The organism is Terriglobia bacterium (assembly GCA_020073185.1).
Classification (GTDB): domain Bacteria; phylum Acidobacteriota; class Terriglobia; order Terriglobales; family Acidobacteriaceae; genus JAIQGF01.
Genome location: JAIQFT010000058.1, coordinates 1 through 25641, shown reverse-complemented (window position 1 = coordinate 25641; position 25641 = coordinate 1). Strand labels below are relative to the sequence as shown.

27 protein-coding genes, 1 tRNA gene and 1 pseudogene are annotated in these 25641 nt (G+C 61.4%); 15 read left to right on the top strand and 14 right to left on the bottom strand.

Features of this window, described 5'->3' with window-relative positions; genetic code table 11:
- Nucleotides 1–89 precede the first annotated feature (89 nt).
- Nucleotides 90–401, bottom strand: coding sequence for a hypothetical protein (locus LAN64_17155; protein MBZ5569557.1), 312 nt, complete (start codon nt 399–401; stop codon nt 90–92).
- Nucleotides 402–408: 7 nt separating this feature from the next.
- Entirely contained in the window at nt 409–1800 is a 1392-nt protein-coding gene (locus LAN64_17150) for an RHS repeat-associated core domain-containing protein (protein ID MBZ5569556.1), read from the bottom strand.
- A gap of 223 nt (nt 1801–2023) precedes the next feature.
- Here LAN64_17150 and LAN64_17145 point away from each other — a divergent pair, with 223 nt between their 5' ends.
- Nucleotides 2024–3466, top strand: a complete 1443-nt coding sequence (locus LAN64_17145; protein ID MBZ5569555.1) for an acyl-CoA dehydrogenase family protein — start codon at nt 2024–2026, stop codon at nt 3464–3466.
- Between the two features lie 387 nt (nt 3467–3853).
- Here LAN64_17145 and LAN64_17140 read toward each other — a convergent pair.
- Together LAN64_17140 and LAN64_17135 are read right to left on the bottom strand one after the other, a co-directional pair.
- Nucleotides 3854–3930: transfer RNA gene (locus LAN64_17140), tRNA-Pro, on the bottom strand.
- A 179-nt stretch (nt 3931–4109) separates the two neighbouring features.
- Nucleotides 4110–4415: an iron-sulfur cluster assembly protein gene (locus LAN64_17135; GenBank protein MBZ5569554.1), complete on the bottom strand. Its 306-nt coding sequence runs from the start codon at nt 4413–4415 to the stop codon at nt 4110–4112.
- 72 nt (nt 4416–4487) lie between these two features.
- Between LAN64_17135 and LAN64_17130 the strand changes: the two genes are divergently transcribed.
- The 3 genes and pseudogenes from LAN64_17130 to LAN64_17120 all read left to right on the top strand — a co-directional run bounded on the left by LAN64_17130 (nt 4488) and on the right by LAN64_17120 (nt 6310).
- The gene (locus tag LAN64_17130) at nt 4488–4676 is read left to right on the top strand and encodes a hypothetical protein (GenBank protein MBZ5569553.1); all 189 of its coding nucleotides are present in this window, start codon (nt 4488–4490) and stop codon (nt 4674–4676) included.
- A pseudogene (locus LAN64_17125) lies at nt 4661–4944 on the top strand (type II toxin-antitoxin system RelE/ParE family toxin). The gene LAN64_17130 and the pseudogene LAN64_17125 overlap by 16 nt, the downstream one beginning before the upstream one ends.
- Before the next feature lie 76 nt (nt 4945–5020).
- Entirely contained in the window at nt 5021–6310 is a 1290-nt protein-coding gene (locus tag LAN64_17120; GenBank protein ID MBZ5569552.1) for a GGDEF domain-containing protein, read from the top strand.
- Nucleotides 6311–6406: 96 nt separating this feature from the next.
- Here the strand turns inward: LAN64_17120 and LAN64_17115 are convergent, their stop codons facing one another.
- Genes LAN64_17115 through LAN64_17100 form a run of 4 tightly spaced genes read right to left on the bottom strand, consistent with a single transcriptional unit; the run spans nt 6407 to nt 9581 of the window.
- The gene (locus LAN64_17115) at nt 6407–6910 is read right to left on the bottom strand and encodes a DinB family protein (protein ID MBZ5569551.1); all 504 of its coding nucleotides are present in this window, start codon (nt 6908–6910) and stop codon (nt 6407–6409) included.
- Nucleotides 6911–6920: 10 nt separating this feature from the next.
- Complete coding sequence (locus tag LAN64_17110; protein MBZ5569550.1) at nt 6921–7733, bottom strand: transporter; 813 nt, start codon at nt 7731–7733, stop codon at nt 6921–6923.
- A gap of 19 nt (nt 7734–7752) precedes the next feature.
- Nucleotides 7753–8169 carry a universal stress protein gene (locus LAN64_17105; GenBank protein ID MBZ5569549.1) on the bottom strand — a complete coding sequence of 139 codons (417 nt, stop codon included), beginning with the start codon at nt 8167–8169 and terminating at the stop codon, nt 7753–7755.
- A gap of 29 nt (nt 8170–8198) precedes the next feature.
- Nucleotides 8199–9581: an Nramp family divalent metal transporter gene (locus tag LAN64_17100; protein MBZ5569548.1), complete on the bottom strand. Its 1383-nt coding sequence runs from the start codon at nt 9579–9581 to the stop codon at nt 8199–8201.
- Nucleotides 9582–9721: 140 nt separating this feature from the next.
- Between LAN64_17100 and purD the strand changes: the two genes are divergently transcribed.
- Together purD and purE are read left to right on the top strand one after the other, a co-directional pair.
- Nucleotides 9722–10993 carry a phosphoribosylamine--glycine ligase gene (purD, locus tag LAN64_17095; GenBank protein MBZ5569547.1) on the top strand — a complete coding sequence of 424 codons (1272 nt, stop codon included), beginning with the start codon at nt 9722–9724 and terminating at the stop codon, nt 10991–10993.
- Nucleotides 10994–11087: 94 nt separating this feature from the next.
- The gene (purE, locus tag LAN64_17090; protein MBZ5569546.1) at nt 11088–11591 is read left to right on the top strand and encodes a 5-(carboxyamino)imidazole ribonucleotide mutase; all 504 of its coding nucleotides are present in this window, start codon (nt 11088–11090) and stop codon (nt 11589–11591) included.
- 80 nt (nt 11592–11671) lie between these two features.
- On the opposite strand, the gene LAN64_17085 is transcribed toward purE, so the two are convergent.
- Nucleotides 11672–12376 carry a polysaccharide deacetylase family protein gene (locus LAN64_17085; GenBank protein MBZ5569545.1) on the bottom strand — a complete coding sequence of 235 codons (705 nt, stop codon included), beginning with the start codon at nt 12374–12376 and terminating at the stop codon, nt 11672–11674.
- A 196-nt stretch (nt 12377–12572) separates the two neighbouring features.
- On the opposite strand from LAN64_17085, the gene LAN64_17080 reads away from it, so the two are divergent.
- Nucleotides 12573–13235: a deoxynucleoside kinase gene (locus LAN64_17080; protein MBZ5569544.1), complete on the top strand. Its 663-nt coding sequence runs from the start codon at nt 12573–12575 to the stop codon at nt 13233–13235.
- Between the two features lie 112 nt (nt 13236–13347).
- On the opposite strand, the gene LAN64_17075 is transcribed toward LAN64_17080, so the two are convergent.
- Both LAN64_17075 and LAN64_17070 read right to left on the bottom strand, forming a co-directional pair.
- A complete protein-coding gene (locus LAN64_17075; protein ID MBZ5569543.1) occupies nt 13348–14382 on the bottom strand; it encodes a radical SAM protein in 1035 nt (344 codons plus the stop codon).
- A 270-nt stretch (nt 14383–14652) separates the two neighbouring features.
- Entirely contained in the window at nt 14653–15204 is a 552-nt protein-coding gene (locus LAN64_17070) for a DinB family protein (protein MBZ5569542.1), read from the bottom strand.
- 172 nt (nt 15205–15376) lie between these two features.
- On the opposite strand from LAN64_17070, the gene LAN64_17065 reads away from it, so the two are divergent.
- The 5 genes from LAN64_17065 to LAN64_17045 all read left to right on the top strand — a co-directional run bounded on the left by LAN64_17065 (nt 15377) and on the right by LAN64_17045 (nt 18931).
- Entirely contained in the window at nt 15377–16345 is a 969-nt protein-coding gene (locus LAN64_17065; GenBank protein MBZ5569541.1) for a putative sulfate exporter family transporter, read from the top strand.
- Nucleotides 16346–16552: 207 nt separating this feature from the next.
- Complete coding sequence (locus LAN64_17060) at nt 16553–17260, top strand: hypothetical protein (protein MBZ5569540.1); 708 nt, start codon at nt 16553–16555, stop codon at nt 17258–17260.
- Between the two features lie 14 nt (nt 17261–17274).
- Entirely contained in the window at nt 17275–17634 is a 360-nt protein-coding gene (locus LAN64_17055; protein MBZ5569539.1) for a sulfite exporter TauE/SafE family protein, read from the top strand.
- On the top strand, nt 17631–18533 hold the full coding sequence (locus LAN64_17050; GenBank protein MBZ5569538.1) for a sulfite exporter TauE/SafE family protein: 903 nt from the start codon (nt 17631–17633) through the stop codon (nt 18531–18533). The genes LAN64_17055 and LAN64_17050 overlap by 4 nt, the downstream gene beginning before the upstream one ends.
- Nucleotides 18533–18931: a DUF1634 domain-containing protein gene (locus LAN64_17045; protein ID MBZ5569537.1), complete on the top strand. Its 399-nt coding sequence runs from the start codon at nt 18533–18535 to the stop codon at nt 18929–18931. The genes LAN64_17050 and LAN64_17045 overlap by 1 nt, the downstream gene beginning before the upstream one ends.
- A 6-nt stretch (nt 18932–18937) precedes the next feature.
- On the opposite strand, the gene LAN64_17040 is transcribed toward LAN64_17045, so the two are convergent.
- The 3 genes from LAN64_17040 to LAN64_17030 all read right to left on the bottom strand — a co-directional run bounded on the left by LAN64_17040 (nt 18938) and on the right by LAN64_17030 (nt 21859).
- Complete coding sequence (locus LAN64_17040; GenBank protein ID MBZ5569536.1) at nt 18938–19837, bottom strand: TIGR01777 family oxidoreductase; 900 nt, start codon at nt 19835–19837, stop codon at nt 18938–18940.
- A 157-nt stretch (nt 19838–19994) separates the two neighbouring features.
- On the bottom strand, nt 19995–20897 hold the full coding sequence (locus LAN64_17035) for a hypothetical protein (protein MBZ5569535.1): 903 nt from the start codon (nt 20895–20897) through the stop codon (nt 19995–19997).
- 86 nt (nt 20898–20983) lie between these two features.
- Nucleotides 20984–21859 (bottom strand): hypothetical protein, encoded by an 876-nt coding sequence (locus LAN64_17030; protein ID MBZ5569534.1) that lies wholly within the window; start codon nt 21857–21859, stop codon nt 20984–20986.
- Nucleotides 21860–22085: 226 nt separating this feature from the next.
- On the opposite strand from LAN64_17030, the gene LAN64_17025 reads away from it, so the two are divergent.
- The 3 genes from LAN64_17025 (at nt 22086) to LAN64_17015 (ending at nt 25520) form a co-directional block, all read left to right on the top strand.
- A complete protein-coding gene (locus tag LAN64_17025; protein MBZ5569533.1) occupies nt 22086–24296 on the top strand; it encodes a bifunctional (p)ppGpp synthetase/guanosine-3',5'-bis(diphosphate) 3'-pyrophosphohydrolase in 2211 nt (736 codons plus the stop codon).
- Nucleotides 24297–24530: 234 nt separating this feature from the next.
- Nucleotides 24531–24986: a nuclear transport factor 2 family protein gene (locus LAN64_17020; GenBank protein ID MBZ5569532.1), complete on the top strand. Its 456-nt coding sequence runs from the start codon at nt 24531–24533 to the stop codon at nt 24984–24986.
- Nucleotides 24987–25031: 45 nt separating this feature from the next.
- On the top strand, nt 25032–25520 hold the full coding sequence (locus tag LAN64_17015; protein ID MBZ5569531.1) for a hypothetical protein: 489 nt from the start codon (nt 25032–25034) through the stop codon (nt 25518–25520).
- The last annotated feature ends 121 nt before the right edge of the window (nt 25521–25641 follow it).

Genomic DNA, 25641 nt, shown 5'->3' with positions numbered 1-25641 from the left:
CGGTGAAAAGGATGGAAGTTGACGTAGTCTCAACTGTGCGGAGTAAGGGGGCAGGTCAGTGTGTCACCTGCCTCTTAGCTATCACTAAGTCAGATGTCATCTAATTTGCGCATGAGTTCGGAGTATAGCCAGTTTTCCTCAAGCGCTTCAGCAATGAGATTCAGCTGGTCCCTCCCTTGTCTGACCTGATAGCGGTCGGGTTTAGTTGGCATTAGCAATAGGTTCTTCTCATGAAAAGTTCCCCAAAAGTGTACGGCCGTTTGATACGCAATCTTGGAAAAAGGGTCGTCGGAAGGCGACTCAATGCCATTGAACCTCTCCCAAAAATCGGGTTCGGAAATCGTCTGGCTAGCAGCCGCCCGGAGAACAACAGCGAGGCGCTTCTTAGTCTCTATTTCCATAAATATTTTACTGCCATGGCCAGTGGCGTATCGGCCTGATGAGGTTGCTTCCTGGGCCGGACGGAACGCCTGGTTTCTTTATTGTAATGTCGACGTGAGGTCGGTACGGGCCACCCTTTTGAATCGGGGCAATATCGAACTGCATGTGGCTGCCTCTGGTCGGCGTGTTCAGAACGTTAAGTCCGCCCCCTCCACTGTTTGGATATGGTGCTCGGATTCTTACGTTTCCCGCAGTGTACGCCAACGCAGCCACTATCCCTACTACCTCGCCGATTGCATGTGGATCGCCGGACTTGGCCGCTTGCGCCGTCTGGGCTATTTCGTGACCTCCCTCCTTAAGCGCTTCACCTATCCTTCCTGGGCTCGTCGCAAGCCACGTTGCCGTTGTGACAATATTCTTTTCTGCTTCCCCGTTGAGCAACGACTTGCCAAGATCAAGCATTGCTCCACCAGTTGCCTCCCACGCCCCCTTCACTTCCTGCCCCAAGAACCTCGACGAAGCTTTAACCTGCCATTCTAGGGACCACTCTTGACTCTGGGGTTGCGGCTGACCGACACATCCACTTGACGGTCCCCCTGACCCACATGTCATTTCGCTCGGTACAGCTCCACCATTCTTATCATCGCCGTCGTGCCCATCGATATCCGCGTGTCCGATCGGATTGTTGGCAACATACCCGTATAGGTTGAGTGTTTGGGGATTTGTCAGGTCAGCATATGGCACCGGAAGTGGCGTCGATGACCAATCGGCGGACAGCCACCGCCCCATGGTCGAGCCGTAGTACCTGGCTCCGAAGTAGTCCAGCCCGCTCTCGCTGTCGCGTTCTTTGCCGGTGAAGTGGCGTGGGCTCGGATCGCTTCCCGTGCAGCTTTGTACGTCGCCAAAGGGCAGATTCGTGCACGATTGGTGCAGACCACCATCCATTTGCGTACGCGCGCGCTCGGTCCCCAGCCAATCCGCATGGGTGAAGTAGGTGGTCGAGTCCGCGTACGTGCCGATATGGTGCCCGCCCGCGTAAATCTCGCCACGTATCCAGGATCCATCCGTGGCGCTCAGCGTGGTCACGGCGCTGCCGCCGAGATCGTACAAGTACTCCGCGCTCTCTGTCCCGGTCCGCTTCACTCGACGCCCCTGTGCGTCATAAACGTATGCGAAGCTGCCATTATCCCCCGAAATGATCCGGTTCTCGGCATCGTAAACATAGGTGTGCGTGCCGTCCGAGAGGAGGTTCCCGGCCGCATCGTAGCTGTAGCCGTCCATGCGGTTATTTGGCTGCGTGAAGGTGAATGTCGGCGTCAGGCACGATCCGTTGTAGGCGTTCTGGTGCCAGCGATTGCCGTAGCGGTCGTAGTCCCAACTGCATCCCAAGCCGGTATTCGTCGCTACGGCTGTCTTCAACCGATTGAAACTGTCATAGGTGTACGTCCAGATCCTCCAGCACGGGTTGACGGAGTCGCGCCATAGGAATCCTTCTTCTTGTGACCCGGACGTACACAACCAGGCCCACTCCGATTCGCCCGATACCAGGTACCAGCCGCCGAATCGTAGTCCGCATGCGCGGAACTGGGTAGAATGGCGGCGCCCGGAAGTTCCTGGTGGGTCCGTGTTCCGGGGAGGTCGCATGAAACTCGAAAGCCTTCGCTCGCCAACCACATTCTTGGAAGATGTGTTTCCCGATTTTCCGCATCATGACGCTTTACGCGAGTATGAAAGCTGGTGGGAGAGCGAAGGGAAAGCCATCTCCGAAGCGACCGATCGCGCGCGGACACCCTGGCTACGCATGTTCGATCAAAGCGGCCGGCGCGTCGATGAAATCCTCTACGCGCCAGAGTACTGGCGCATGCTGAAGCAGGGCTATCGCTCCGGATTGCTCTGGCGGAGCTTTGAAGATCGGTCGCTGATCCCGGCATACCTCTTCATCTATGTAACCGGCTTCTACGATCCTGGGCTCGCGTGTCCGTATACGGTTTCGCTCTCCACAGCCGCGCCTTTGTCAAAGTATGCAGATGACGCAGTCAGGGACCGCTTTCTTCCCCAGATGCTGCGCCGGGACGATGCGGTGTGGCAGGGCGCCACCTGGATGACGGAGATCAAGGGCGGATCGGACCTGGGTGCCGCGGTGGAAACCGTCGCTCGCAAGGATGGCTCGCGCTGGCTGCTTAGCGGAGACAAATACTTTGCCAGCAATGCCGGTGCGGAGCTCGCCGTCGTTGCGGCCAGACCTGAAGGCGCACCGCGTGACGTCCGCGGCTTGGCGCTGTTTCTGGTCCCCCGGCTCCGTGAAAACGGACAGCTCAACTACACGATCCGGCGGCTGAAAGATAAGATTGCCACCCGATCGGTGCCTACCGGGGAAGTTGAATTGCGCGGCAGTGAAGCTTGGTTATTGGGTACAGCCGATCGCGGAATATACCTGATCTTGGAAGTCCTAAACCTCTCTCGGGTCGCCAACAGTGTCGGCAGCGCGGTGCTGGCTCAGCGCGCCATGTCAGATGTATTGGCATTCGCTCGACAGCGAGTCGCTTTCGGCCGGCCCATCATCGAGCATCCGCTCTTCTCGCGACAATTCGAGCAGCGATTATGCGATCTCCGCGGCGCCTGCGCCCTGGCCTGGTATGCGGTGCGTCTGCTGGATTCGGTCTGGCAGGAGCGCGCTCCATACTCGGAGCGATATCACCTCTTCCGTTTGGTGGCGCACTTGGCCAAATACTGGACCGCGGAATTCGCGGTGCAGACGGCGAAGTGGGGCATGGAGGCGCACGGCGGCTTGGGCGTGCTGGAGGAGTTCGGCGTCGAACGCTGGTTACGGGAAGCCATGATCCTCGCCATCTGGGAAGGTACTTCACATCGTCAGGTGCTCGACGGACTTGAAGTCATGGAGCGGAAGCAGGCGCACCAACTGCTCCTGAAGGAATTAGCGGAGCGCGCACCGTCGGCAGAGTTGGCGGAAATGGAGTCGCGGATTGAGGCGCGCCTGGCACTCCAAGATGACGAGAAGCAAGCCACGGCCGGCGCGTTTTTCTACGACTTGGCCAGTCTGACTGCGAGAACTCTGTTGCAGTAAGTGCCTTGGTTCGTCCCACTGGCGGGCGTAGGGGCGGTCTGTGGCTTGGCCGCCTGACCGCCGCGGCTCGCCGTGGCTGTCGCGGGGCTGAATCCACCGCTCGTTACATCGTCCGGGGTTGGTTTACGATCTTGTTCGTCCATGGGACACTACGGGCGGGGCCGACCGGGTACAAACAACTTTGCTCTATCCGTTGTGAGCAGGAGTATATCTCGCTACGGCCGGAGAGAACACCGCTCCCGTTGCCCACGCGGGCCATGTCAGGCGAAATCCTGAGCGAAGCCGAAGGACCTGTTGGCAGAAGAGAAGGGAAGGTGATGAGGGTCCGAATTCCGAACGCTGAACTTGATGGAGGGCTGCACGCGCAAGGCGCTGGGCGGGTAGGATTGGTCGGGACGGGCAGATTTGAACTGCCGACCCCTCGCACCCCAAGCGAGTGCGCTACCAGGCTGCGCCACGTCCCGACGGAAGAGCCGGTACCGAGTACAACGTACTGAGTACCGAGTGGGGTAGGACTATTCTAGCAAACGTAGGCTGGAATCGGGTGCTCTAGACATCGGGCGATCTGGTGTCCTGCGAACGGGTGGCCAGCGAAAGAATTGAAGCAGGTTCTTGATATCCCGAAGGCTTTCAGTTCACCTGATCATTCCTCGATGCCCAGCTTCTGGCGGCCTTCGGAGCTGATGCGGTCCGGGGTCCAGGGCGGGTCCCAAACGACGTTCACCTTGCAGGTATTCACCCCGGGCGTGCTCAGCAGGGTGGTGCGCACGTCGCGGCTGATTTCGGTGTGCGAGGGGCAGCCCTGGGCGGTGAGCGTCATGTCCACGATCACGTCGCCTTCGTTTTCCACCTGCACGTTGTAGATCAGGCCCAGGTCAACAATGTTGAGCGGGATTTCCGGGTCGTAGCAGTTGCGGAGGCGCTCCATGATGTCGTCGGTGGTCGGCATGGGGATATTGTATCGAAGAGACCGCCAGCCTGCAGGGGAGCCCAATGCTTGTGATAATCTTCCTCGCAGACTATGAGCACTGCCAAACATGATGTCGAGCTCCTGCTGAATAAGCTGCCGGAAGACTGCACCCTGGAGGACATCCAGTATCACCTGTACGTTCTGGAGAAGGTCCGGCGTGGGTTGGCGGAAGCGCAGGAGCAGGGCACGATTCCGCAGTCTGAAGTGGAAGCGCGGCTTTCGGCATGGCTCACCGAGTAGTTTGGTCGCCACGCGCACTTGCTGACGTGCAATTGCCCTTTTCATCGCTGCCGACTCTCCTTCCTACGCGAAAGCCGTGGTGAGGAGAGTCATTGATCTGACCCGCAGCCTCGCGCAATTTCCAGAGCAGGGACGCAAGGTTCCGGAGTTCGATGACTTATGCCTGCGTGAACTTCAGGCCTACAGCTACCGCATAATCTATCGCGTCGAAGAAACCGAGGTCGTGATTGTCGCTGTTGTGCATGGAAGGCGGATTCTTCCCCTTTGATGTACCCCGTAAGTCACCTGTCCAGCAGCAATCCAGCACACATAATTGAGTGGAGTCGTGGCAAGGAGGCGTGGCCGTGAACTCGGCCCCAGCCAGGACATTGGTTTCGTTCGTCGTGCCCGGAGGCGCGCTGTTGCTGGCGGCGCTGGTGCTGGCGCAGGTGCCGGAAGCGCACGCCACGGCGCCCGCGGTGGTCAACTTCCTGCTGTGGGCGGCGATGTTCGGCGCGCTTACCATGGCATGGCGGTTCCACTCCAGCCGGGCCCTGTTTGCCGCGATTGTGTTGTGCCTGGGAGAGCGCGCGCTGGCGATGCTGGGACACGCTTCGCCGCCCGCGGCCAATGCGGGATTCGCGCTGCTGGCGCTGCTGCTGCCGCTGAACCTGGTGTTCTTCTCGGTGATCGGTGAGTGCGGGTTGACGCTAACGTCGGTGGGATCGGGCCTGGGAATCCTGTCCATGCAAGCGGTGGGCGTAGTGGTGCTGGCGCGCCCGGAGAATCTCGAATTTGCGCGCTGGGCGGAGCGCGCATATCTGCCGCCGGGCCTGTTCGCCTGGACGCCCTTGCCGCAACTGGCGCTGCTGACGTTCGCGGCAGCGGCAGCGTGGCTGGGCATGCGCATGACGCTGCTGCGCAAGCCGGTGGACTGGGCGTTCTTCTGGAGCGTGTGGGCGGCGTTCGCCGGGCTGCATGCGGCGTCGCCGGGGCGGGCGTCGTCACTGTACCTGGCGACGGGCGTGCTGATGTTTGCCGCCGCGCTGGTGGAGACTTCGTACCTGCTGGCGTTTCATGATGAGCTGACGGGGCTGCCGGGGCGGCGCGCGTTCAACCAGGCGCTGCTCACGCTGCGGGACACCTACTCGATCGCGATGGTGGACGTGGACCACTTCAAGAAATTCAACGACACCTACGGCCACGATACCGGCGACCAGGTGCTGCGCATGGTTGCCGCTCCTCTGGCGCAGGTGAGCGGCGGGGGCCGCGCGTTTCGCTACGGCGGCGAGGAGTTCGCCATCGTGTTTGCCGGGCAGAGGGCCGCACAGTGCCTGGAACATCTGGAAGGATTGCGGGCGGCAATCGAGCGATCGACGTTCATGGTTCGCGGGCCGGACCGCAGCCAGCGGCGCCGCGACGAACGACGTTACGCGCAGCCGGGACGGCGTCCGGTGGGCAGCGCGAAAACGCGGACGGCGGTGACCGTCAGCATCGGGGTGGCGGAGGCGACCGCGCGCTCGAGCGCGCCGGAGTTGGTAATCGAGGCGGCGGACCAGGCGCTGTACCGCGCGAAAAACAACGGGAGAAACCGGGTGGAGGCGGCCGTGAAAGCCAAGCACGCAGCGCAGCCCACCGCGGTCGGCGCAAGGTAGTTGGTACTTGGTATTTGCGATTCGAATCAGAATCCCTCGCATTCCAATTACTACGTACCAAGACCCAACCACCGGCTACGATCTACCAGCTACCGATCACGCTTTCGCGCTCAGTTCCTTCACTTGTTCCGACGTCATTCCGTACAGTGGCGGTGTTGGCACGCCCAGCATTCCGAGATAGACATAAATCTCGCCGCGGTGGTGGATTTCGTGTTCCACCATCAGGCGCAGAATCTTCCATGTGCTGATGGGAGAGCCGTCGGGTGTGGCGGATTTCTTCTTCAAGTCGTCGGGCGTGAGGCGTGAGTAGATTTCGACCGACTCGGCGTGCAGGCGTTCGACGAAGGCCAGCACGTTGTCGTAGCCGTCGGCCAGTTCGCGCCCGCAGCCGTGGTAGCGGCTCGGTTTGCCCTGCACAAGTTCGGCCCACAGATAACGCTCGATGGCGGCGATGTGGCGCAGCAGGTCGCCGAGGGTGAACTTCCCAGGGGCGTAGGTCCAATCCAGCTTGTCCGCCGGAATCACACGCGCCAGGCGCATGGTGCGCTCGCGGACGCTCTTGTAATACGGCAGGAACGACTCGATGTTGGGGATTTCCATGGGCGCAATTCTAATGGGCCGGTGTGCTCCTCGCCGAGACTTTATGCGGCAGCAGATAAGTAAATCCCAGAAACACTTCCCACCGCATGGATGTACTGGTGAGCCCACGGCTGAAACCGCCATCGAGCACCAGGTTTTTCCGCAGGTTGTAATTCAGCGCCCACAAGTTGCCGACGGCATGGCCGCGGAGAAAGGGCTGAGTGAAATGCCATATTTCCCCGGATATCCCAAGTCTCTTTACGAGAGGATGCGAAACCGAGAGCGTCTGCCCGAACTGGGCGCGGTGAATCGCGTTGTCGATGACTTCGTTGAAGAGACAATTGGTGTCGTAGTGAAAGCCTTTTACGTCCGCGCTGGCCAGCAGGAGGACGGAGTTTCTGGCGCTGCCAATATCGAGGTCGGGTGCGTCTCCGCTGTACACGCGGCGGAAATAGCTCACTGCGATTGTCGGCCGCACGCCTTCTCCCTGGTGGACAACTGCTTGCACTCCCAGCGCCACGTCTCCCGTCCCATTGGCGGTTTGATTTCCAACGCGGGAATGGGCAAACGGTCCTGCCGCGGCTAACAATTCGATCCGGCGGGTTATAGAAAACTTCACTACCTCATTGAAGCTTGACTGGGAAGAGAATTCGGGAGAGTGCCATGCGCCCAGGAACCCGGTTTCCAATTGAAAGTAGCCAGCCGGAGTGAGGGTTGCGGGCGTGGAGACGGTTGGTCTGGCGGGATTGGCTGCGGGTTCCTCCCGCTGGTCCTGCTGCGCCGGGGCGTAAATTGCGACGCCCGCCAGCAATAACAGGAGCGCCACCGACCAAGGCTGAGTCATCGTGTTTTCGTCGCACGCTTCATTTCGCTCGCAGAAGAAGGACGGGTACGCTGATACTGTGCTGAACCCGGGTGGCTGTGGTGCCGAGAAAAATATCGGCAAGAAAACGGTGTCCATGTGTGCTCATTGCCACCAGATCGCAACCCTTGTGCTGAATCCATTTGATGATTTCCTTGACCGGTTCGCCGTAGGCAAGCTCCGCCTCGGTGGGAATTTCCATGGCTTGAAACTCGGCCCGGACTTTTTCCAAGTAGGCAGCGTCTTCGGCGATCTCAGGGCTGACCGCGTCCGGGCCGTAAGTTCTAGCCGCCCATCCATCGGCCACATGAAGCAATACTAAGCGGCTGTGCGCGAGCTGGGCGAGCTGTTTGACGTGTTCGATAATCGCCCGATCGCTGGAGGTGCCGTCCAAGGTCACGAGAATCTTTTCGTACATGGCTTGTTTCCGTTTCTGACGTACGGGCGTCATCCGCCGGTGATGACCTGCCACGCAGCTTTGAGCGAGTCCGGCAGCCCATAAATGTCCATCGCGGTGATCAGAATTGCGCTGCCCCAACCGGCAAGCAACAGAATCCAACCGCTCTTCCAAGTCCCCATTCGCTTGCGGGAACTGGTGAAGTGCAGGAGCGGAAACATGGCGAACGGAAGCTGCAGGGCCAGAACCACTTGGCTGAGGGTTAGCAGATCGGTGACGCTGCTGTCGCCCCGGAGGCCAATAATCAAGACTGCCGGCAGGATGGCCAGCGTGCGGGTGATGAGCCGCCGCACCCAGGGCTGGATGCGCCAATGCATGAAACCTTCCATCACGACCTGGCCGGCCAGGGTGCCGGTGATGGTACTGCTCTGGCCGCTGGCCAGCAACGCCACCGCAAACAGCGTGCTGGCAGCGGTGGTTCCCAGCAACGGCGCCAGCGTCAGATAAGCGACCCGAATCCAATCACTGTCGGCGCTGAACTTGACCACCTGGCCGCCGGCTACGGTCACGCTTTCCTTGCCGAAGAACACCGTCGCCGCCAGCACCAGAATGGCGGCATTGACGAAGAAGGCGATGGTCAGGGCGGCGATGGAGTCGATGGTGTTGAACTGGATCGCACGACGAACGGACAATTCGTCCTTCTGCAACTGGCGACTCTGTACCAAGGCCGAATGCAGGTACAGGTTGTGGGGCATCACGGTCGCACCGATCATGCCGATGGCGACGTATAACATCCCCGCTTGACGAAAGTGGGGCGACACCAGGGTCCGTCCCATCTCCAGAAAGCTGGGGTGGGTCTGCGGGAGAACGAAGATCTCGATGAAGTAGCACACGCCGATGGTTGCGACCAACAGCAGGACGATGGCCTCGATGGTGCGTACTCCAAACTGTTGCAAGGCCAACAGGAGCAGCACGTCCAAGCCGGTGATGATGACCGCCCACAGCAGCGGGATATGGAACAGCAAGTTGAGGGCGACGGCACTGCCCAGCACCTCCGCCAAGTCGCAGGCGCCAATGGCGACCTCGCTCATCATCCAATTGGGCCAGCGGGTCCAGGTGGGATACCAGTCGCGGCAGCATTGGGCGAGATCCTTGCCGGTGACCACGCCCAAGCGAGCGGAAATTACTTGCATGAAGATGGCCATCAGGCTGGCCAGGCCAACCACCCACAAAAGTCCGTACTTGAACTGAGCGCCGCCTTGCAGGTCCGTCCCCCAGTTGCCCGGGTCCATGTAGCCGACGCTGACCAGAATCGCCGGCCCGACGAAAGCCCGCCACTGCTCCCAGAAGCCGGCTTGATGGTGCGGCACCTCGACGGTGCTGTGCATCCCCTCCAAAGACCGGTGGTTGCCGTATGGAACCTTCGTTCCCATCCGCCCTCCCTCGCACCTTAGCGTCAGTATAGTAGGGATTCCCAGCGGCGGCTCCGCGCTTCGGGTGCGTCGGCGGGAATTGGAAACGTGGGAATGCGAACTTGAAAGGTGAAACGTGAAACCTGTACTCTGGGCGGCACATGAAAGTCCTGGTCATCGGTAGCGGCGGGCGGGAGCACGCGCTGGTGTGGAAGCTGCGGCAGTCCAAGCGTGTGAACCAGGTGTATTGCGCGCCGGGTAACGGCGGTATTTGCGCCGCGGCGGAATGCGTGCCCGCCGACGTGCACAACCTCGATTCACTGCTGGAAGCGGCGCATCGCATCCAGCCAGATCTGACCGTGGTCGGTCCCGAGGGACCGCTGGCGCTGGGCATCGTGGACGAATTCCAGCGCCGCGGGTTGCGCATCTTCGGCCCGACGGCGGCGGCGGCCAGGCTGGAGTCAAGCAAGAGCTTCGCCAAGGAGTTCATGTACCGGCGCCGCATTCCCACCGCGCGCTACGCGACCTGCAATACCATGGACGAGGTGCGCAGAAATATGGATCAGTTCCGCGCACCGGTCGTGGTCAAGGCGGACGGGCTGGCGGCGGGCAAAGGCGTGGTTATTGCCAAGAGCCGCGAGCAGGCGCTGGCGACCGCGTCCGAGATGCTCAGCGGCAAGATGCTGGGCGAGGCGGGGGCGCGCCTCGTGCTGGAGGAGTTTCTCGAAGGCGACGAAATTTCCTTCCTGGTTTTGAGCGATGGTGAGCGCGTCACCCCGCTGGTGGCGGCCCAGGACCACAAGCGCGTAGGCGACGGCGACACCGGGCCCAACACCGGCGGCATGGGCGCCTACTCCATCCCCGCGCTGGTCGACGACAAGATGCGTGACTGGCTGGTCAACCACATCGCGCGTCCGGTGGTGGCGGGCATGCGCGAGGAAGGGGCGGAGTACCGCGGCATCCTCTATTGCGGGCTGATCATGACCGCGCGCGGGCCCATGGTGCTGGAGTTCAACGCGCGTTTCGGAGACCCGGAAACGCAGCCGATGGTGATGCGGCTAAACAGCGATTTGCTGGGCGCGTTCATTGCCTCCAGCGAGGGGCGCGTCAGCGACGGCGATTTTCGCTGGTCCAACGATGCGGCGGTCACGGTGGTGCTGGCCTCGGGCGGGTACCCGGGCGCGTACCAAACCGGCCAGCAGATTTTCGGACTCGAAGAAGCCGAGGCCATGGAAAACGTGGTCGTCTTTCATTCCGGAACCACCCGGCGCGACGGCGTGTACTACACCGCGGGCGGGCGGGTGCTGGGCGTAACCGCTCGCGGCGCGGACTTGCCGACCGCGATCGAACGCGTGTACGCCGCCTGCGCCAAGATCCGCTTCGACGGCATGCATTACCGCAAGGACATCGGCGCGCGCGCGCTGAGGAAGTAATTGCTTACCGCAAGGGACGCCAAGGCACGCAAAGGCAATCGTTGACCTTCGCGGACTTGGCGTACGTTGCGGTTGATTTTTTCAAGAGGATGGAATGGCAAAGACACCAGTGGTCGCCATCGTCATGGGCAGCGACTCCGACCTGGAGATCATGCGCGAGGCCGGCAAGGCGCTCGATGAGTTCGGTATCCCGTATGAAATGGACGTGACCTCGGCGCACCGCTCGCCGGCGCGCACCAGCGAGTTCGCGCGCAACGCGGCCTCCCGCGGCATCCGGGTGATCATCGCGGGAGCGGGCGGGGCGGCCCATCTGGCGGGCGTGATCGCCGCCGAAACCACGTTGCCGGTGATCGGCGTGCCCATTCCTTCCACGTCGCTCGGCGGCCTGGATTCCCTGCTGGCCACGGTGCAGATGCCGGCGGGAATTCCGGTGGCGACGGTCGCGGTCGGCAAACCGGGCGCGACCAATGCCGGCATCCTCGCGGCCCAGATGCTGGCGCTCGCCGACCCCGAGATTGCGCGCCACCTGAAAGCGCACAAGGAAAAGCTGGCGCGCGGGGTGGAGGAGAAGTCGAAGAAGCTGAAGCGCGGAAAATAGCCCAAAGAAAGACTGAACCACGGATTCACACGGATGAACACGGATCGTTCTTATCCGTGTCGATCGGCGGCGATCCGTGGTTAATTGGTTTGTGCAGCTCCCATCATCTCCGGAATTGTGAAAAACTGGTAGCCCTCGCCGAGGTAGCGCTGCAGCATCAGGTCGGTGGCGCGGACAGTGGCGGAGCGGTCGGCGCCCACGCGCAGGTGACCGCCATCGTGCAACAGGATGACGTCGCCGCCGCGTATCTGGCGATGTACCAGGCGGGCGATTTTCTCCGCGGGGTGCGGATTCCAGTCCCAGGCAGTCACACTCCACATCACCGGCTTCATCCCCATACGGCGCGCGGCGCGCAGCACGGTCGGAGTGCGGCCACCGTGGGGCGGACGGAACAGGCTGGAGTGCGCCACGCCGGCCTCGTCGAGCGCGCGTTCGCAGGTTTCGATTTCCCGGCAAACCTCGCGGTGATGGCGAAAAATCAGGTTGGGATGCGTGGTGGTGTGGTTGCCGATCGCGTGTCCGGCGGCGGCGACGGCGCGGGCGATTTCCGGCCGTTGCTGCACGAAGCTGCCGATCATGAAAAACGTGGCGCGAACGTTGTAGCGCGCCAGCACCTCGAGCAGGTCGAGCGTGTGCGGATCGTTGGGGCCGTCATCGTAGGTGAGTGCCAGGCGGCGGGAAGGTCGTCTCTCGCCAACAAAGGTGCGGCCGAAGAGTTGCGACCGCGGCGCCATGGTGTTGTACCCGGCAGTCACAGCGGCGGCGACGCCGGCGAGAAGTGGCAGGATCATTCCCTGTTATTGTAAACGGTCCATTGGTCTTTCAGTCTATCGGTCTTTCGGTCCCTCGATATGCATCTTCGAGGGACTGACTGACCGACAAACCGACAGACTGATCGACCAGAGCGTTTACTCAATCCGCAATTGCTTCCGACAAAGTTGCGGGTTATGCTGCGCCCAGTTCCAAGGACGACCCGGTCACATGGCCAATCTTTTCGAGCTACCCCGCTACATCGCAGTCGAAGGTCCTATCCGCGTCGGCAAGAGCACGCTGGCCGGGGTGCTGGCGGAGCGGTTGCACGCGCAACGCATCTCGGAGCCGGAGGACAATCCGTTCCTGCGCGCCTTCTACGACGGCGAGCGCGGCGCGGCCTTCCAGGCGCAGATGGCGTTCCTGGTGCGGCGCTTCGAGCAGTTGAAGGCGCTGGATGTGGGAGCGAAGTCACGGCGCATCGTGGTGGCCGACTACATTTTCGAAAAAGACAAGCTCTTTGCCTGCCTCAACCTGACCGATGCCGAGCTGGAAATCTACAACCGCTATTACACGGAATTTCGCGCCCAGGTGCCGGCGCCCGACCTGGTGGTGTACCTGCAAGCCACACCCGAGGTGCTGAAAAAGCGCCTCAAGAAAAAGGGCGCGGCGGCGGAAATGGCAATCAACGACGATTACCTGGAAGAGGTCGCCAAGGCCTACGAGCACTTCTTCTTTCATTACAGCGCCAGCGATCTGCTGATCGTGAATACCTCGGACATTGATTTCGTGGACCGTAACGAGGACTTGCAGGAGCTGTTGCGCAAGGTCAGCGAGCCGGTGCGGGGGACGCAGTACTTCCTGCCGCTGGGTGGCCAGGCGGCGTCAGCGTAAAAGCAGTCTCCAGTTCCGCACACGCGAGGGCGGGTGTGCCACACCTTCGCGCTCGAGGGTGAGCGCACTCCAACCGAAACTCGAAACTCTTCTGGAAACTGGAAACCGGAAACTAGTCCGTCTGGATCTGCACCAGATCCGGCGCCTCGTCCGTCGAGGGCGGAATGGGCTGGGTGGTCTGCGGGGCGCGGAAGAAGTCGAGGTAGGAAACCTGGTGCACGCACGACACGGTACAGTGCGGCGCGCAGCCTTTTTCTGTGAAGTATTCGCGGCGGACGTCGGCCAGCGTGTAGTCCAGCAGCGGCTTGGCCGGATAGCCGCGCTGCTGCGAGCAGTAGTGCACCAGGCCGTCTTCGCAGATGTAGAGATAGCGCCCGCCGGCGCGGCAGCGCCAGTTGTTGGGGCGACCGTTGGCGATGTTGTCCTGGAACTGGTTAATCCGCGAGTAGCTGCCCTTTTCCAGCTTCTTCATCTCGTGGTAGATGGCGCGCTCGGCGCCGCTGATCGGCTGGAGTTGGCCGTCGCCGTTGTGAATGATGCCGACGGTGGAGGTGAATCCCAACTGGCGCGCGCGCAACCCGATGACCAGCGCGTCGTGCGGATTGTGGATGCCGCCCCCGACCACGGAATTGATGTTGACGTGGAACTCGGCATACTCGGCCAGCAGTTGCAGCTTCTTGTCGAGCACCTTGAGGCTCTTCTTCGAGACCTCGTCGGGGGTGACGTTGTCAATCGAAATCTGCAGATGTTCGAGCCCGGCGCGGTTCAGGCGCTCGATGCGGTCAGCCGTCAGCAGGTAGCCGTTGGTGATCAGCCCGGCGATCATGCCGTGCAGGCCGATGCGCCGGATGATTTCGTCGAGCCCGGGGTGGAGCAGCGGTTCGCCGCCGCTGATAGTGATGATGGTGGTGCCCAGCGAGGCTAGCTTGTCAATGCGCTGGTAGATGGTGTCGAGCGGCACCGGCTTGGAGGTCGCGTCGTACTCGTTGCAGTAGGCGCAGGAGAGATTGCAGCGGCGCATGGGGATAATGTGCGCCAGCACCGGATGACGGGTGGACACCAGCGCCTTGGCGATCATCTGCCACTCGCGGGAGCGGCGATGGATCGCGTTATAGCTGCGCCGGAGTCGTACAGCAACAGTCGCCATCGTTCTCGTTCAAGACATTAGAACACTGCGGGGCCGCCCGCCGCGGCAGGAAACGCTCAGCGGCGGGAATTGATCGCTGAACGGGGCTTTTACGAGGCCTAACTGGCGTTGTCACAAGCAGTTGTGAGCCTGGGACGGCCTGCGTCGTTGGATGCGCGCAACGCCACTGCGATGCAAAAGAGTCCGTAGCCCGTAGTCGGTAATCCGTGAATCATCGGGTGCGGACTACGGACTACCGACAACGGACTACCATTTCAAATTCACACGCCGCTATTCCTTTGCCCCACTCTGCGGCATCTTCTTCGCCGTGGGCGGCAGCATGCCGTTCAGGCGCAGGTACATCGCCGCTTGACCATAGTGATCGGCCCAGTCGTTGGTGAGCCCGATCAGCGCCGCCGCCTTGTTCGCTTTGCGGCCTCCCCACAGGGTGACCCCTTCGCCGAGTTGGGAATCCTGCACGCCCTTCAGCGCCGTCTCGCAGTAGTCGAACGAGCTTTTCAGTTGTGTGACCAGCTTGTCCTTCGGATCCTTGTCGCTGACTTTCTCCGCTGGCGCGGCCTGGCTGGTGAGCTTGGCGCACAGAAAATTGTTCGACCCGATGACGTGCGATACCAGGGTGCCGAACGTCATCTGCTGCTCGGTTGGTTTGTACCCGTATTTGTCGGCCGGCATTTCCTCGGCCGCGGCAGTCAGGTTCTTTGCCTGCCGCCCGATCATGGCGCGCACGCTGTCGCTGACCGGGTTCGAACTGGAGCCCCCTTGCTGCGCGGCCATCGCCGTCGCGCAAAGCAGCACCAGCGCATGGCCCATCAGTTTCTTCATAGTTGCCTCCCCCCATACTTGACGCGGCGGTAAGAATACACGTTTGGGGCGGCGACACGCCAGCGCTGCGCTATTTGTCTGTTACATTGGACTGTGAGGATCGTAGTCCGTATTCCGGGTGAGGTCATGCCGGGCTACGGCTACCGAGCTACTTGGCATCCACCCGCGTCACATGAAGATTGTTTCTCAAGTCCTCTTCATTGCCGGTCTAATATTTGTTCTCAGCCCATGGGCGTCGCCGCCGCTCGCTCTGGCGGTTGGGCTGGCGCTCGGGCTCAGCGTCAGCAACCCATTCCGCAAGCAGACGCAGCCCTTCACCCGATACCTGTTGCAAGCCTCGGTCGTCGGGCTGGGCTTCGGCATGAACCTGCAGGAGGTCGTCAGAGCCGGACGCTCCGGCTTCATCTACACGGCAGTCGGCATCTCCTTTGCCATGCTGGTCGGGTTGACGCTGGCGCGCGTTCTGCGGGTGCCATTCACCGCCGGATTCCTGATCTCGGCGGGCACGGCGATCTGCGGCGGCAGCGCGATTGCCGCGGTCGCCCCGGTGGTCGCCGCCGACGAGGATGAGATGTCGGTCGCGCTGGGCACCGTTTTCATCCTCAATTCCATCGCGCTGCTGATCTTTCCCGCCATCGGCGCGGCGCTGCACCTGACGCAATCGCAATTCGGGCTGTGGGCCGCGCTCGCCATCCACGACACCAGCTCGGTAGTGGGCGCCGGGGCAAAGTACGGCGCCCTCGCACTCGCCGTTGCGACCACGGTGAAATTGGCGCGCGCGCTGTGGATTGTCCCCATGACGCTGGGCACCGCGGCAGTCAAACGCCGCATGGACGCCTCCAACGGCAGCGCCAACTCCAGCGCGCAGGAATTGCGCGTCCCCTGGCCCTGGTTCATCCTTTTCTTCGTGCTCGCCGCGGTGGCGAACACCTTGATTCCCGCGGGGACGCCGGCGTTTCACGGACTATGGCGGCTGGGAATTATCGGCTTGACGGCCACTCTTTACCTGATCGGCAGCAGCGTATCGCGCGCCACCTTGAAGCAGGTGGGCGCGCGCCCGTTGATCCAGGGCGTGCTGCTGTGGCTGGTGGTGGCGGTCAGTTCAATCCTTGCCATCCGCGCCGGGTGGATCGCGCTGTGAGCCTCAGGGCAACGCCGCTGTACGCTGTACCCAACGCCTTTCTCGCTCAGAATTAGGTCTGCCTGCGGAGTGCTGTTAGCCTACAATTTCTCGCCGAGAACAGGTATGCGCATCCTTCGTAGATTTGCTTGCACATTTCTCATGTCTATCGTCTGTGTCGTTATTTCTTCAGCACAGACTGCGCCAACTCCCACCGCGGAGGAGATCATGGAAAAGTACATCGCAGCCACCGGAGGCCGGGAGCGGTACGAAGCCGTGCACACGATGGAGCTCAAGGCAGAGGTGAGCGGGGAACTCAATCCCAATTTAATCGTCTCGACAATGCCGGTGCGGGCGAACCAGACCGGAGTATTGGAAACTTACAGCGCGGCGCCGAACCGGCACGTTTCCATCACCGAATACGCGGGCCGGCGGGGAGTTGATGCAAGCGGTTGCGATGGACAGCGTGCATGGTACGCAGTGGGAGGACTCGGCCTTCGGCAGGAGACAAAGGGCAAGCTGTTCGAAAGTATGTGCGTGCCGATGTTCGATTTCCCCCTCCACTGGCGAGAAAGATTCAAGAAGGCGGAATTTCGCGGGGCCAAGCGTGTGAGCGGCCGCGAAATGCTCGTTGTTCGCCTGTCATATGCAGAGGACAACTACGTCGACAACTACTTCGACGCACAGAGTTATTTTCTGCTGCAGCAAGTGCGCGTACACAAGATAAGCGGCGCGATTCTCAGAATAACTGCGTCGTACTCGGATTTTCGAATGGTGGATGGCGGCCTGATTTTCCCGTTTCACACCGTCCAGGAGTCCGACCAGATACCGGCACGTTCTGCTACTCCAACGCACCGGGCAAGCAGCAACGTTCTCAGCATCAAGCTGAACGTTCCTATCGATCCCGCAATCTTCAAAGCGCCAATTCAACACTAACGTTCGAGGTGCCTATGTGGATCATCTGGGGTCTTCTGGTCGGCATTGTGGTCGGCATTTTTTCGGGCTTGCTGGGCGTGGCCGGAGGCGTAGTGTTGGTGCCGCTGCTCCTCTATGGCTTCAAGATGAACCAGAAGCTTGCCCAAGGAACCTCGCTGGCGATTTTGCTGCCCCCCACCGGAATTCTTGCTTTCCTTCAGTATTATCGCCGCGGCGAGGCCGACCTGAAGCTGGGGCTGGTGATCGGCGCCGGCATCGTTGTTGGGGGATGGCTGGGCGGAGAATGGGTGCAGCACTTATCCGGTCCAATTCTACGCAAGGGGTTTGCTGTCCTGCTGGTCGTGGTAGCGGTCAAAATGTTTTTCCAAAGATGATCTACACGTTACGCTCAGTGGCCGAGTTGTTCGGCGCAGCGGCAGCCGCGGGATTCCTGGGCGCTCTGCTCGGCGTCGGCGGCGGGATTTTCATCGTGCCCGTCATGGTCCTGCTGTTTCACCTGCCGATTAAGATCGCGGTTGCCGCCAGCATCGTCTCCGTCATCGCCACCTCCAACGCCGGCGGTTCCTCCTACGTGGACCAGCGCATCACCAATCTCCGGCTGGCCATGTTCTTGGAGATCGCCACGACCGTGGGCGCGCTCTCCGGAGCCGTGCTGGCACTCTACCTGGGCGAATGGGTGATGCTGCTGGTGTTCGCCGTCATGCTTGCCTACATGGCGTGGGCGGCTTACAGCACGCGCAACCTGGACGACGAGCGGATCGCCAGCGGCGAGTTTGGCCGGGCACGTCCCGACCGCCTCGCCTCCTGGCTCAACCTGCGCGGCGATTACTACGACGAGGCGGCGAAAACGGAGGTCGAGTACATCGTCTGCGGCAGCGGCATCGGCGCCTTCATCTCGTTTCTAGCGGGCGTGGCCTCGGGACTGCTGGGAGTGGGCGGTGGCGTGCTGAAGGTTTCGGCCATGAACCGCTACATGAACGTGCCCATGAAGGTCGCCGTCGGCACCAGCAAGCTGATGATCGGTGTGACTGCCGCCGTCGGTTCCATCCTGTTCTTCCTTGCCGGGCTGATTCACTTCGCCGTAGTGGCGCCGGTCGCCATCGGCACCACCGTCGGCGCCACCATCGGCACCATGATCATGAACCGCCTGCACAGCGTCTCGCTGAAGTGGGTCTTTGCCGTGCTCATGACCTACATGGCCTACGGCCTGGTGGCCAAAGCGCTGCTGCTGCGCTTCCACGTTCATCTGCCTAACGCAGGGTGGGGGAGCTGATGGAAAAAACAACCAAGAACCGGCCGGTGGGCGCGGTGGGTGCCAATGTTTATGCGGGTGTGTACCGGGTCTTGCTGGTGGGAATGCTGGTCAGCACTGCGATGTTCGTCCTGGGCGTAGTCCGGGCTCTCATGCTGCGCACTCATTTTCCTCTTACTCCTGAGTGGGTGCGACAGCACTACCACGTCTCGGATGTAGTGCACGGTCTCGCCGCCCTCGATCCCTTCGCCCTGATGCTGGTGGCGAGCCTGCTCCTCATTCTTACGCCGGTGCTGCGGGTCGTGGTCTCCATTTACGCCTTCTGGGTGGACCACGACTGGAAGTACGTTGGGGTGACCAGCATCGTACTCGCCGTCATGGTGCTGACCTTCGTGCTGTCCCGCTTCGGCCTGCAATAAGGGCGGCTATTTCGCCTGGTTCAGCACGTGTTCGAGCGCGCCCTTGATTTCCGGATAGCGAAACTGGAATCCGCTAGTCAAGGCCGCTTGCGGCAGCGCGCGATTGCTCGCCAGAAGCAACTCCTGTCCCATCTCGCCAAACACCGTCCGCACGACGAACGCGGGCACGGGAAACAGCGTCGGCCGGTGCAGGACCGACCCCAGCGCGCGCGTGAACTCCGCGTTGGTGACCGGGTTGGGCGCGACCGCATTCACCGGCCCGCGCACCGACTCATTGGCCAGCGCGTGCAGGATGAGGGCGAGCAAATCCTCCAGTGCGATCCAGCTTATCCACTGCCGCCCATCGCCGAGACGTCCGCCAACTCCCATGCGAAACGGCGGTAGCATCCGCGGCAGAGCGCCTCCTTCGCCGCTCAGCACCAGGCCGATCCGCAACATGACGACGCGAATCCCGGCCTCGCTCGCGGCGCGCGTCGCGTTCTCCCACTGCCGTCCGACCTCGGCGAGAAAAGTTGATCCCGGTGGCTGCGCTTCGGTCACGATCCTGTCCGCCGTGTCGCCGTAGATGCCGTTGGCCGACGCGCTCACCAGCACCCGCGGACGCGGCGTCGCCCGCGCCATCGACGCGGCCACCGTCTGCGTTCCCTGCACCCGGCTGTTGAGGATGCGCGCCTTGCGCGCTTCACTCCATCGCCCCGCTACGCTCTCACCCGCGAGGTGCACCACCGCATCGGCGCCGCTGAACTTCGTGCCGTCGATGGCGCCCGCCGGGTCCCACTGGATTTCGGCAGCGCCGGGACGCGGTGCGCGACGCGCCAGCGCGACGGACTCGTGTCCCGCCTCGCGCAGCGCGCGCATCAGCGCCGAGCCGATGAATCCCGAAGCGCCGGTGACGAGAGCCTTCATGCGCAACATAGTAGCTGATGGAACGACTGCGAGCGGGTCTATCAGTCTCTCGGTCCTTCGGCGTGCTACATCTGGGGGACCGATAGACCCAAAGACTGACTGACTAAAAAAATGCCCGGCCTCATCGACCGGGCGGCAATCTTTGGCAACCAAAAAACTACGGCTTCCCCGTTTTCATCGGTTCCTTCTTGGCGGCCGGCGCTTTGGCCATCTCCGTCTTCGGCTTCCAGAAGCTCGGGTTGGCCGCCACCACCTTTTCCGACACCACGCTCATCGCCGGATTGATGGCTAGGAAGTCGCGCACGAAGAACTGCTCGTCATCGCGCAAAAAGCTGGTGAACATCTTCCGACCGTCATCGCCGACGGCTTCGTAGTAGGCCGAGCCCTTGCCGTGCGTCTTGCCGGCCTCGTCCCATTCCTTGAGCGACTTCATCGGCTCGAACACCAGATAGGTGCCGCCGGGTGCGCCCAAGCCGACGTTGTACACCAGCATGTGTTCGTCGAGTCCGGCCTTTTCGTGCGCCGCGTTGACCGCCTTGCGCATGGCCGCGAATTGCTCGTAGTGGCCGAGCTTGATCCGGTAGGTGTCCACCATGAAGTACTTGTATTCGCCGAGGTTGAAGTTCGGACGGTAGCTGAGCTCAGGACTGTAGAACGCGTACCAGGAGCGAGAGCCGGTCAACAGGTCGCCATCGGTGGCATTAATGCGATCCACATCCGCCTGGGCGCTCTTGTTAGCGGCCAGCGCGGCGGTCGCCTTTTCCGCGTCCTCCATGCTGCTGTAGGCGCTGAAGAACCATGCTTCCGATGGCCCGCTCATCGTTGTCGTACCCACGTAGTAATACTTCAGGTCGGCTTTCTTATAGGCGGCAGCCCAGGACGCTTCCGATTTCTCGTGTGCCGGCCCTTTTCCCGGCTTTACTTCTTCGCGAAAAATTTGCAGCAGCGGAGGCGGACCCGAAGCCGCCGAATCCGTGTAATTCTGCGCCGCTGCCGGGACCACCATCGTGGTCGACACGCACAGCGCCAACACCGCTAAAGCAAAAGCTAGTTTCCTCATTTATTCTCTATCCTCCATCGCTGAATTTGAAGCCAGGTAAATCAGTTCAGAATTTCGCCCCGCAGCCAAAAAGAGCCTCTCTACGGCTATTGTTTCTCCGTTTTCATTTCCTTCTTTGCCGCTGGTGTCGCCGCCTTCACCGCCGGCGCCTTGGCCATCTCGGTCTTCGGATGCCAGAACGACGGGTCCGCCTTGGCCACTTCCTCCGATACGTAGCTCATGCGGGGACTGAAAGCGAACAGCCGGGAATCGACGAACTGCACCGTCTTGCCCACCTCCTCCATGAAGTGGCCCTCCTTCAGCGCCTCGCTGTAGGCTTTGTTTGGCGGCTCGTCCCAGGTCGCCAGGCTCTTGATCGGCGTGAAGTAAAGGTACGTGCCCACCGGCATGCCCGAGGTCACCTCGTAGGTCACCTGGTGATAGTTTGGGTTGGCCTTTTCGCGCGCGGCCTGCACGATCTTGTGCACCCCTTCCGGGCTGGAGCCCAGCTTGTAGCGGACGATAAGCACATTGAAGTACTTGTACTCGCCGAGCGTGAATTCCGGCTTGTAGCTCAATTCCGGGCGGTATCTGGCAACTACCGTCCTGGATTCGGATACAAAATCCGTTTCCTTCGCCGAGTAAGTAGCCATCACCTGCGCCAGAGCCGCATTGCTCTCGAACGCCTCATTCGACTTCTCGAATTGCGCGAAGTTGTCAAACCCCATCATGAACCAGTCTTCGTCCGGCCCGGTTACCGAGCTGATGGTCAGCATGTGTGGAATCTTCGGGTCGGCCTTGACCACTGCCTGGATCCACATTGCCTCATGCTTGCGATGGGCAGTGGTCTTACCCGGCTTCGAATCTTCCCGGATGATTTCCAGGATCTTTGGCGGGCCATGCATTTCTTCCGCCTGCGCCCAAACTATGGCGGGGCAGGCGAGCAGGGCAAAAACAGCGAGCAAGACAAGAATTCTGCGCATACGTTCTCCTGTTTTAGGCTTCGTGGTGATTGATTCCGAATGAATTTACGTAGGTCAGCGCGTCAGGAAGGGCCCACCCCAAGTCAGGCTATCGGAGCGGCTGACAGCCTACGCCGCGCCCGCAGGGGTGTCAATGGGCAGCTCTGCCGGCGACTGCCCAAGCGGTTCGCAGTTTACCGGCAACCGAGCACCGAGTGCCAAGAACCTCTTCCGGCTATAATCAAGTATGGCGACCTTCCGCCAGCAGATCGCGACCAATGTCTTGCGGGTCACGCGTTTCCGTGACCTGATGAAGCAGGTCGCCGCTTACCGGCCCAACGACGACCTCGATCTCATCAAGAAGGCCTACGAGTTTTCCCTCCGCTATCACACCGGCCAGACCCGCGCCTCCGGCGAGCCCTACCTGGTTCATCCCCTGGAAGTCGCCTGCGTGCTGGCGGAGATCAAGCTCGACACCATCGCCATCGCGGCTGGGCTGCTGCACGACTTGGTCGAGGACACCTCCGTCACCATCGAGGTAATCCAGAAGGAATTCGGCGAGCAGGTGGCGCACATTGTCGAGGGCGTCACCAAGATCGGCAAGATTGACTTCCACACCCGCGAGGAGCGCCAGGCCGAGAACCTGCGCAAGATGATGCTCGCCATGGTGGACGACATCCGCGTCATCCTGATCAAGCTGGCCGACCGCCTGCACAACATGCGCACCTTGCAGCACCTGCCGGAGGAGCGGCGCCTGGCCATCGCGCGCGAGACGCTGGAAATCTACGCTCCCATCGCCCACCGCCTCGGCATGGGCAAAATCCGCGGTGAACTGGAAGACCTGGCCTTCCCTTACGTTGATCCCATCGCCTATCAGCAGGTGCACGAGGCGGTCGAGGCGCGTCGTAAATCCGGCCAGCAGTTCCTGGCGCACATCGAGGGCATCCTCCGCGAGAAGCTGAAGGAGGCCGGCATTCAGGCGCGCGTCGAAAGCCGCATCAAGCGCCTGTACTCCATTCACCTGAAAATCCAGCGGCAGCGCATCACCGTGGACCAGATGTACGACCTGCTCGCGGTGCGCGTCATCACCCAATCGGTGCAGGATTGCTACGCCGTGCTGGGCATGATTCACAATCTCTGGCGGCCGGTGCCGGGGCGCATCAAGGACCACATCGCCATGCCCCGTCCCAACCTTTACCAGTCGCTGCATACTTCGGTGATCGCGGACAATGGCAACCCCTTTGAAATGCAGATCCGCACCGAGGACATGCACAAGATGGCCGAGGAGGGCATTGCCGCCCACTGGAAGTACAAGGACGGCCCGGTCTCCGCGCGCGACGAGCAACGCCTCGCCTGGCTGCGCCAAGTCGTCGAGTGGCAGCGCGACGTCAGCGATCCCAACGAGTTCCTTTCCACCCTGAAGATCGATCTTTATCCGGAAGAAGTCTATACCTTCACGCCCAAGGGAAAGGTGGTCGTGCTGCCGCGCGACGCCACGCCCGTTGATTTTGCCTACACCGTGCACACCGAGGTCGGACACGCCTGCGTGGGCGCGAAAGTGAACGGCCGCATGGTGCCCTTGCGTTACAAGTTGAAGAGCGGCGACATCGTGGAGATCGTTACCCAGACCGGTCACAAGCCCAGCCGCGACTGGCTGGCGCTGGTCCGGTCCAGCCGCGCCCGCCAAAAGATCAAGCACTGGCTCAACGTCCACCAGCGCGAGCGCGCCATTGAAATTGGCCGCAAGCTGATCGAGAAGGAAGCGCGCAAGTACCGCGTGCCGATGAAAGGCATCTCCGACCAGCAGTACCAGAAAGTCGCCAGTGACATGGGGCTTGGCCGCCCCGACGACCTCATGGCTGCCATCGGCTACGGCAAGTTTTCCTCCCGCCAGGTGCTGGCGCGGCTGGCGCCCACCACCGCCGCTGAGCCGACCCCGGAGGTCACCCCGGAAGAAAAGCCCGGCGGCCTGCTGCGCCGCGTCTTTGGCGGCGAAAGCGGCGCCATCACCGTCAAGGGCCACGACGATCTGCTGGTCTACCGCGCCCGATGTTGCAATCCCATTCGCGGCGAGGACATCGTCGGCTACGTCACCCGCGGCAAGGGCGTCGCCGTGCACGCCCGCGGTTGCCCCAATGTCGTGAACCTGATGTACGAGTCCGACCGCCGCATTGACGTGGAGTGGGCGCGCCCGCGCAAGGAAGACGGCCAGGACGGGGGCTTCCCCGTCAAGCTCACCGTCTTTTGCGACGACCGCAGCGGCATGCTCAAACAGATGACCGCCCTCATCAGCGACGAGAACATCAACATCCGCAACATCGAGGCCCGCACCGCCAACAGCCAGGCGACCATTGACATCGTCCTGGATATCGAGGACCTCAAGCACCTGGAGCGCGTGGTCGGCGGCCTGCGCAAAATCCCCGGCGTGCACGACGTGCAGAGAGTGCAGAAGATCTAAGTCAACTCCGGCTCTTGAAGGGGACGGCCTTCAGGCCGTCCGTAAATGTCCGAAGAAAGAGTACGGCTTTAGCCGCCTAGGGACTGACGACGTGGCTGATCATAGCTTGCCTAGCTGGTGATGGATAGCCATTTTCGGGCGTTGCGCAGCTGTTATCAACGACTAGGTCCGCAGTCACGCCGGTTACTTGTTACATTACTCCACACAACGCCGCTCACAAAGGAGTGAGGAAGAATGCGCAGAATATTCATCGCGCTCGCCCTGGCCGCCTTGGCGCAGGGCACAACCGCCGCACAGGACAAAACCGCCGTCATGGCGCATGTGCATCAGTTCGCTGACGCTTTCAACAAGGGTGACACCAAGACTCTGGTGGCGGCGTGCGCGGAGCAAACCTCCATCATCGACGAATTCCCGCCCTACGAGTGGCACGGTTCCGGCGGATGTGCGAAGTGGGCGAATGACTATGACGCCGACGCCAAGAAGAACGGCATAACCGACGGTGTGGTCACGCTCGGATCCCTCCGGCACGTCGATATCACGGCAGACCGTGCCTATGTGGTAGGTCCTGCGGACTACACCTACAAGCAAAAAGGGAAGGTGGTTAAAGAGAACGGCTCGATGTTTACGGTTGCCCTGCAAAAAAGCGTGGCTGGTTGGCGTATCGTCGCGTGGGCTTGGGCCAAGAATTAGTAAAGGCCGCTGCCTACCCGCGCCGCGTTTCCAGACTGCGGGCTGGTGGCCCAGGTCTCCTCATCGCACGTCGGGGGCAACATAATAACGTCCACCTACGCCTACGACCGCTTTGGCAACCGCTGGCAGCAGAATTCACCCGGAGGTCCATCGCCCCAGTATGCCTTCGATGCGTACAATCGGATCGTGGGCAGTGGCTTCACCTACGACATCGCCGGCAACGTCGCCAGCTTCAACGACGGCGCCGGGCACATCTACAACTACTCCTACGATGCCGAGAACCGGCTGATCTCGGTATCGGGCGCAGCCTCTGCCAGCTACGTCTACGACGCTGCCGGACATCGGGTGCGCAAAACCAACAGCGGCACCAGCGTCGATTTCGTGTACGATCTGGCAGGCCGCGCCGTCGTGGAAGTCAGGGCGAGCGATGGCGTACCCAATCGCATCGAGATTTACGCCGGACCACAGCACATCGCCACCTACAATAACAGCACGACGTACTTCAATTATTCCGACTCACTGCTGTCCGGTTAAGTTGCAAGGTGATGGCTGCAAGTAGTAGCTGCGCAATAAGTTGAAGCCATTTCGGGCTTGCCGCGATTCGAATGCGAGGAGAGTACACAATGGCTCATGAATCAGGGCCGCACCGTCTTCT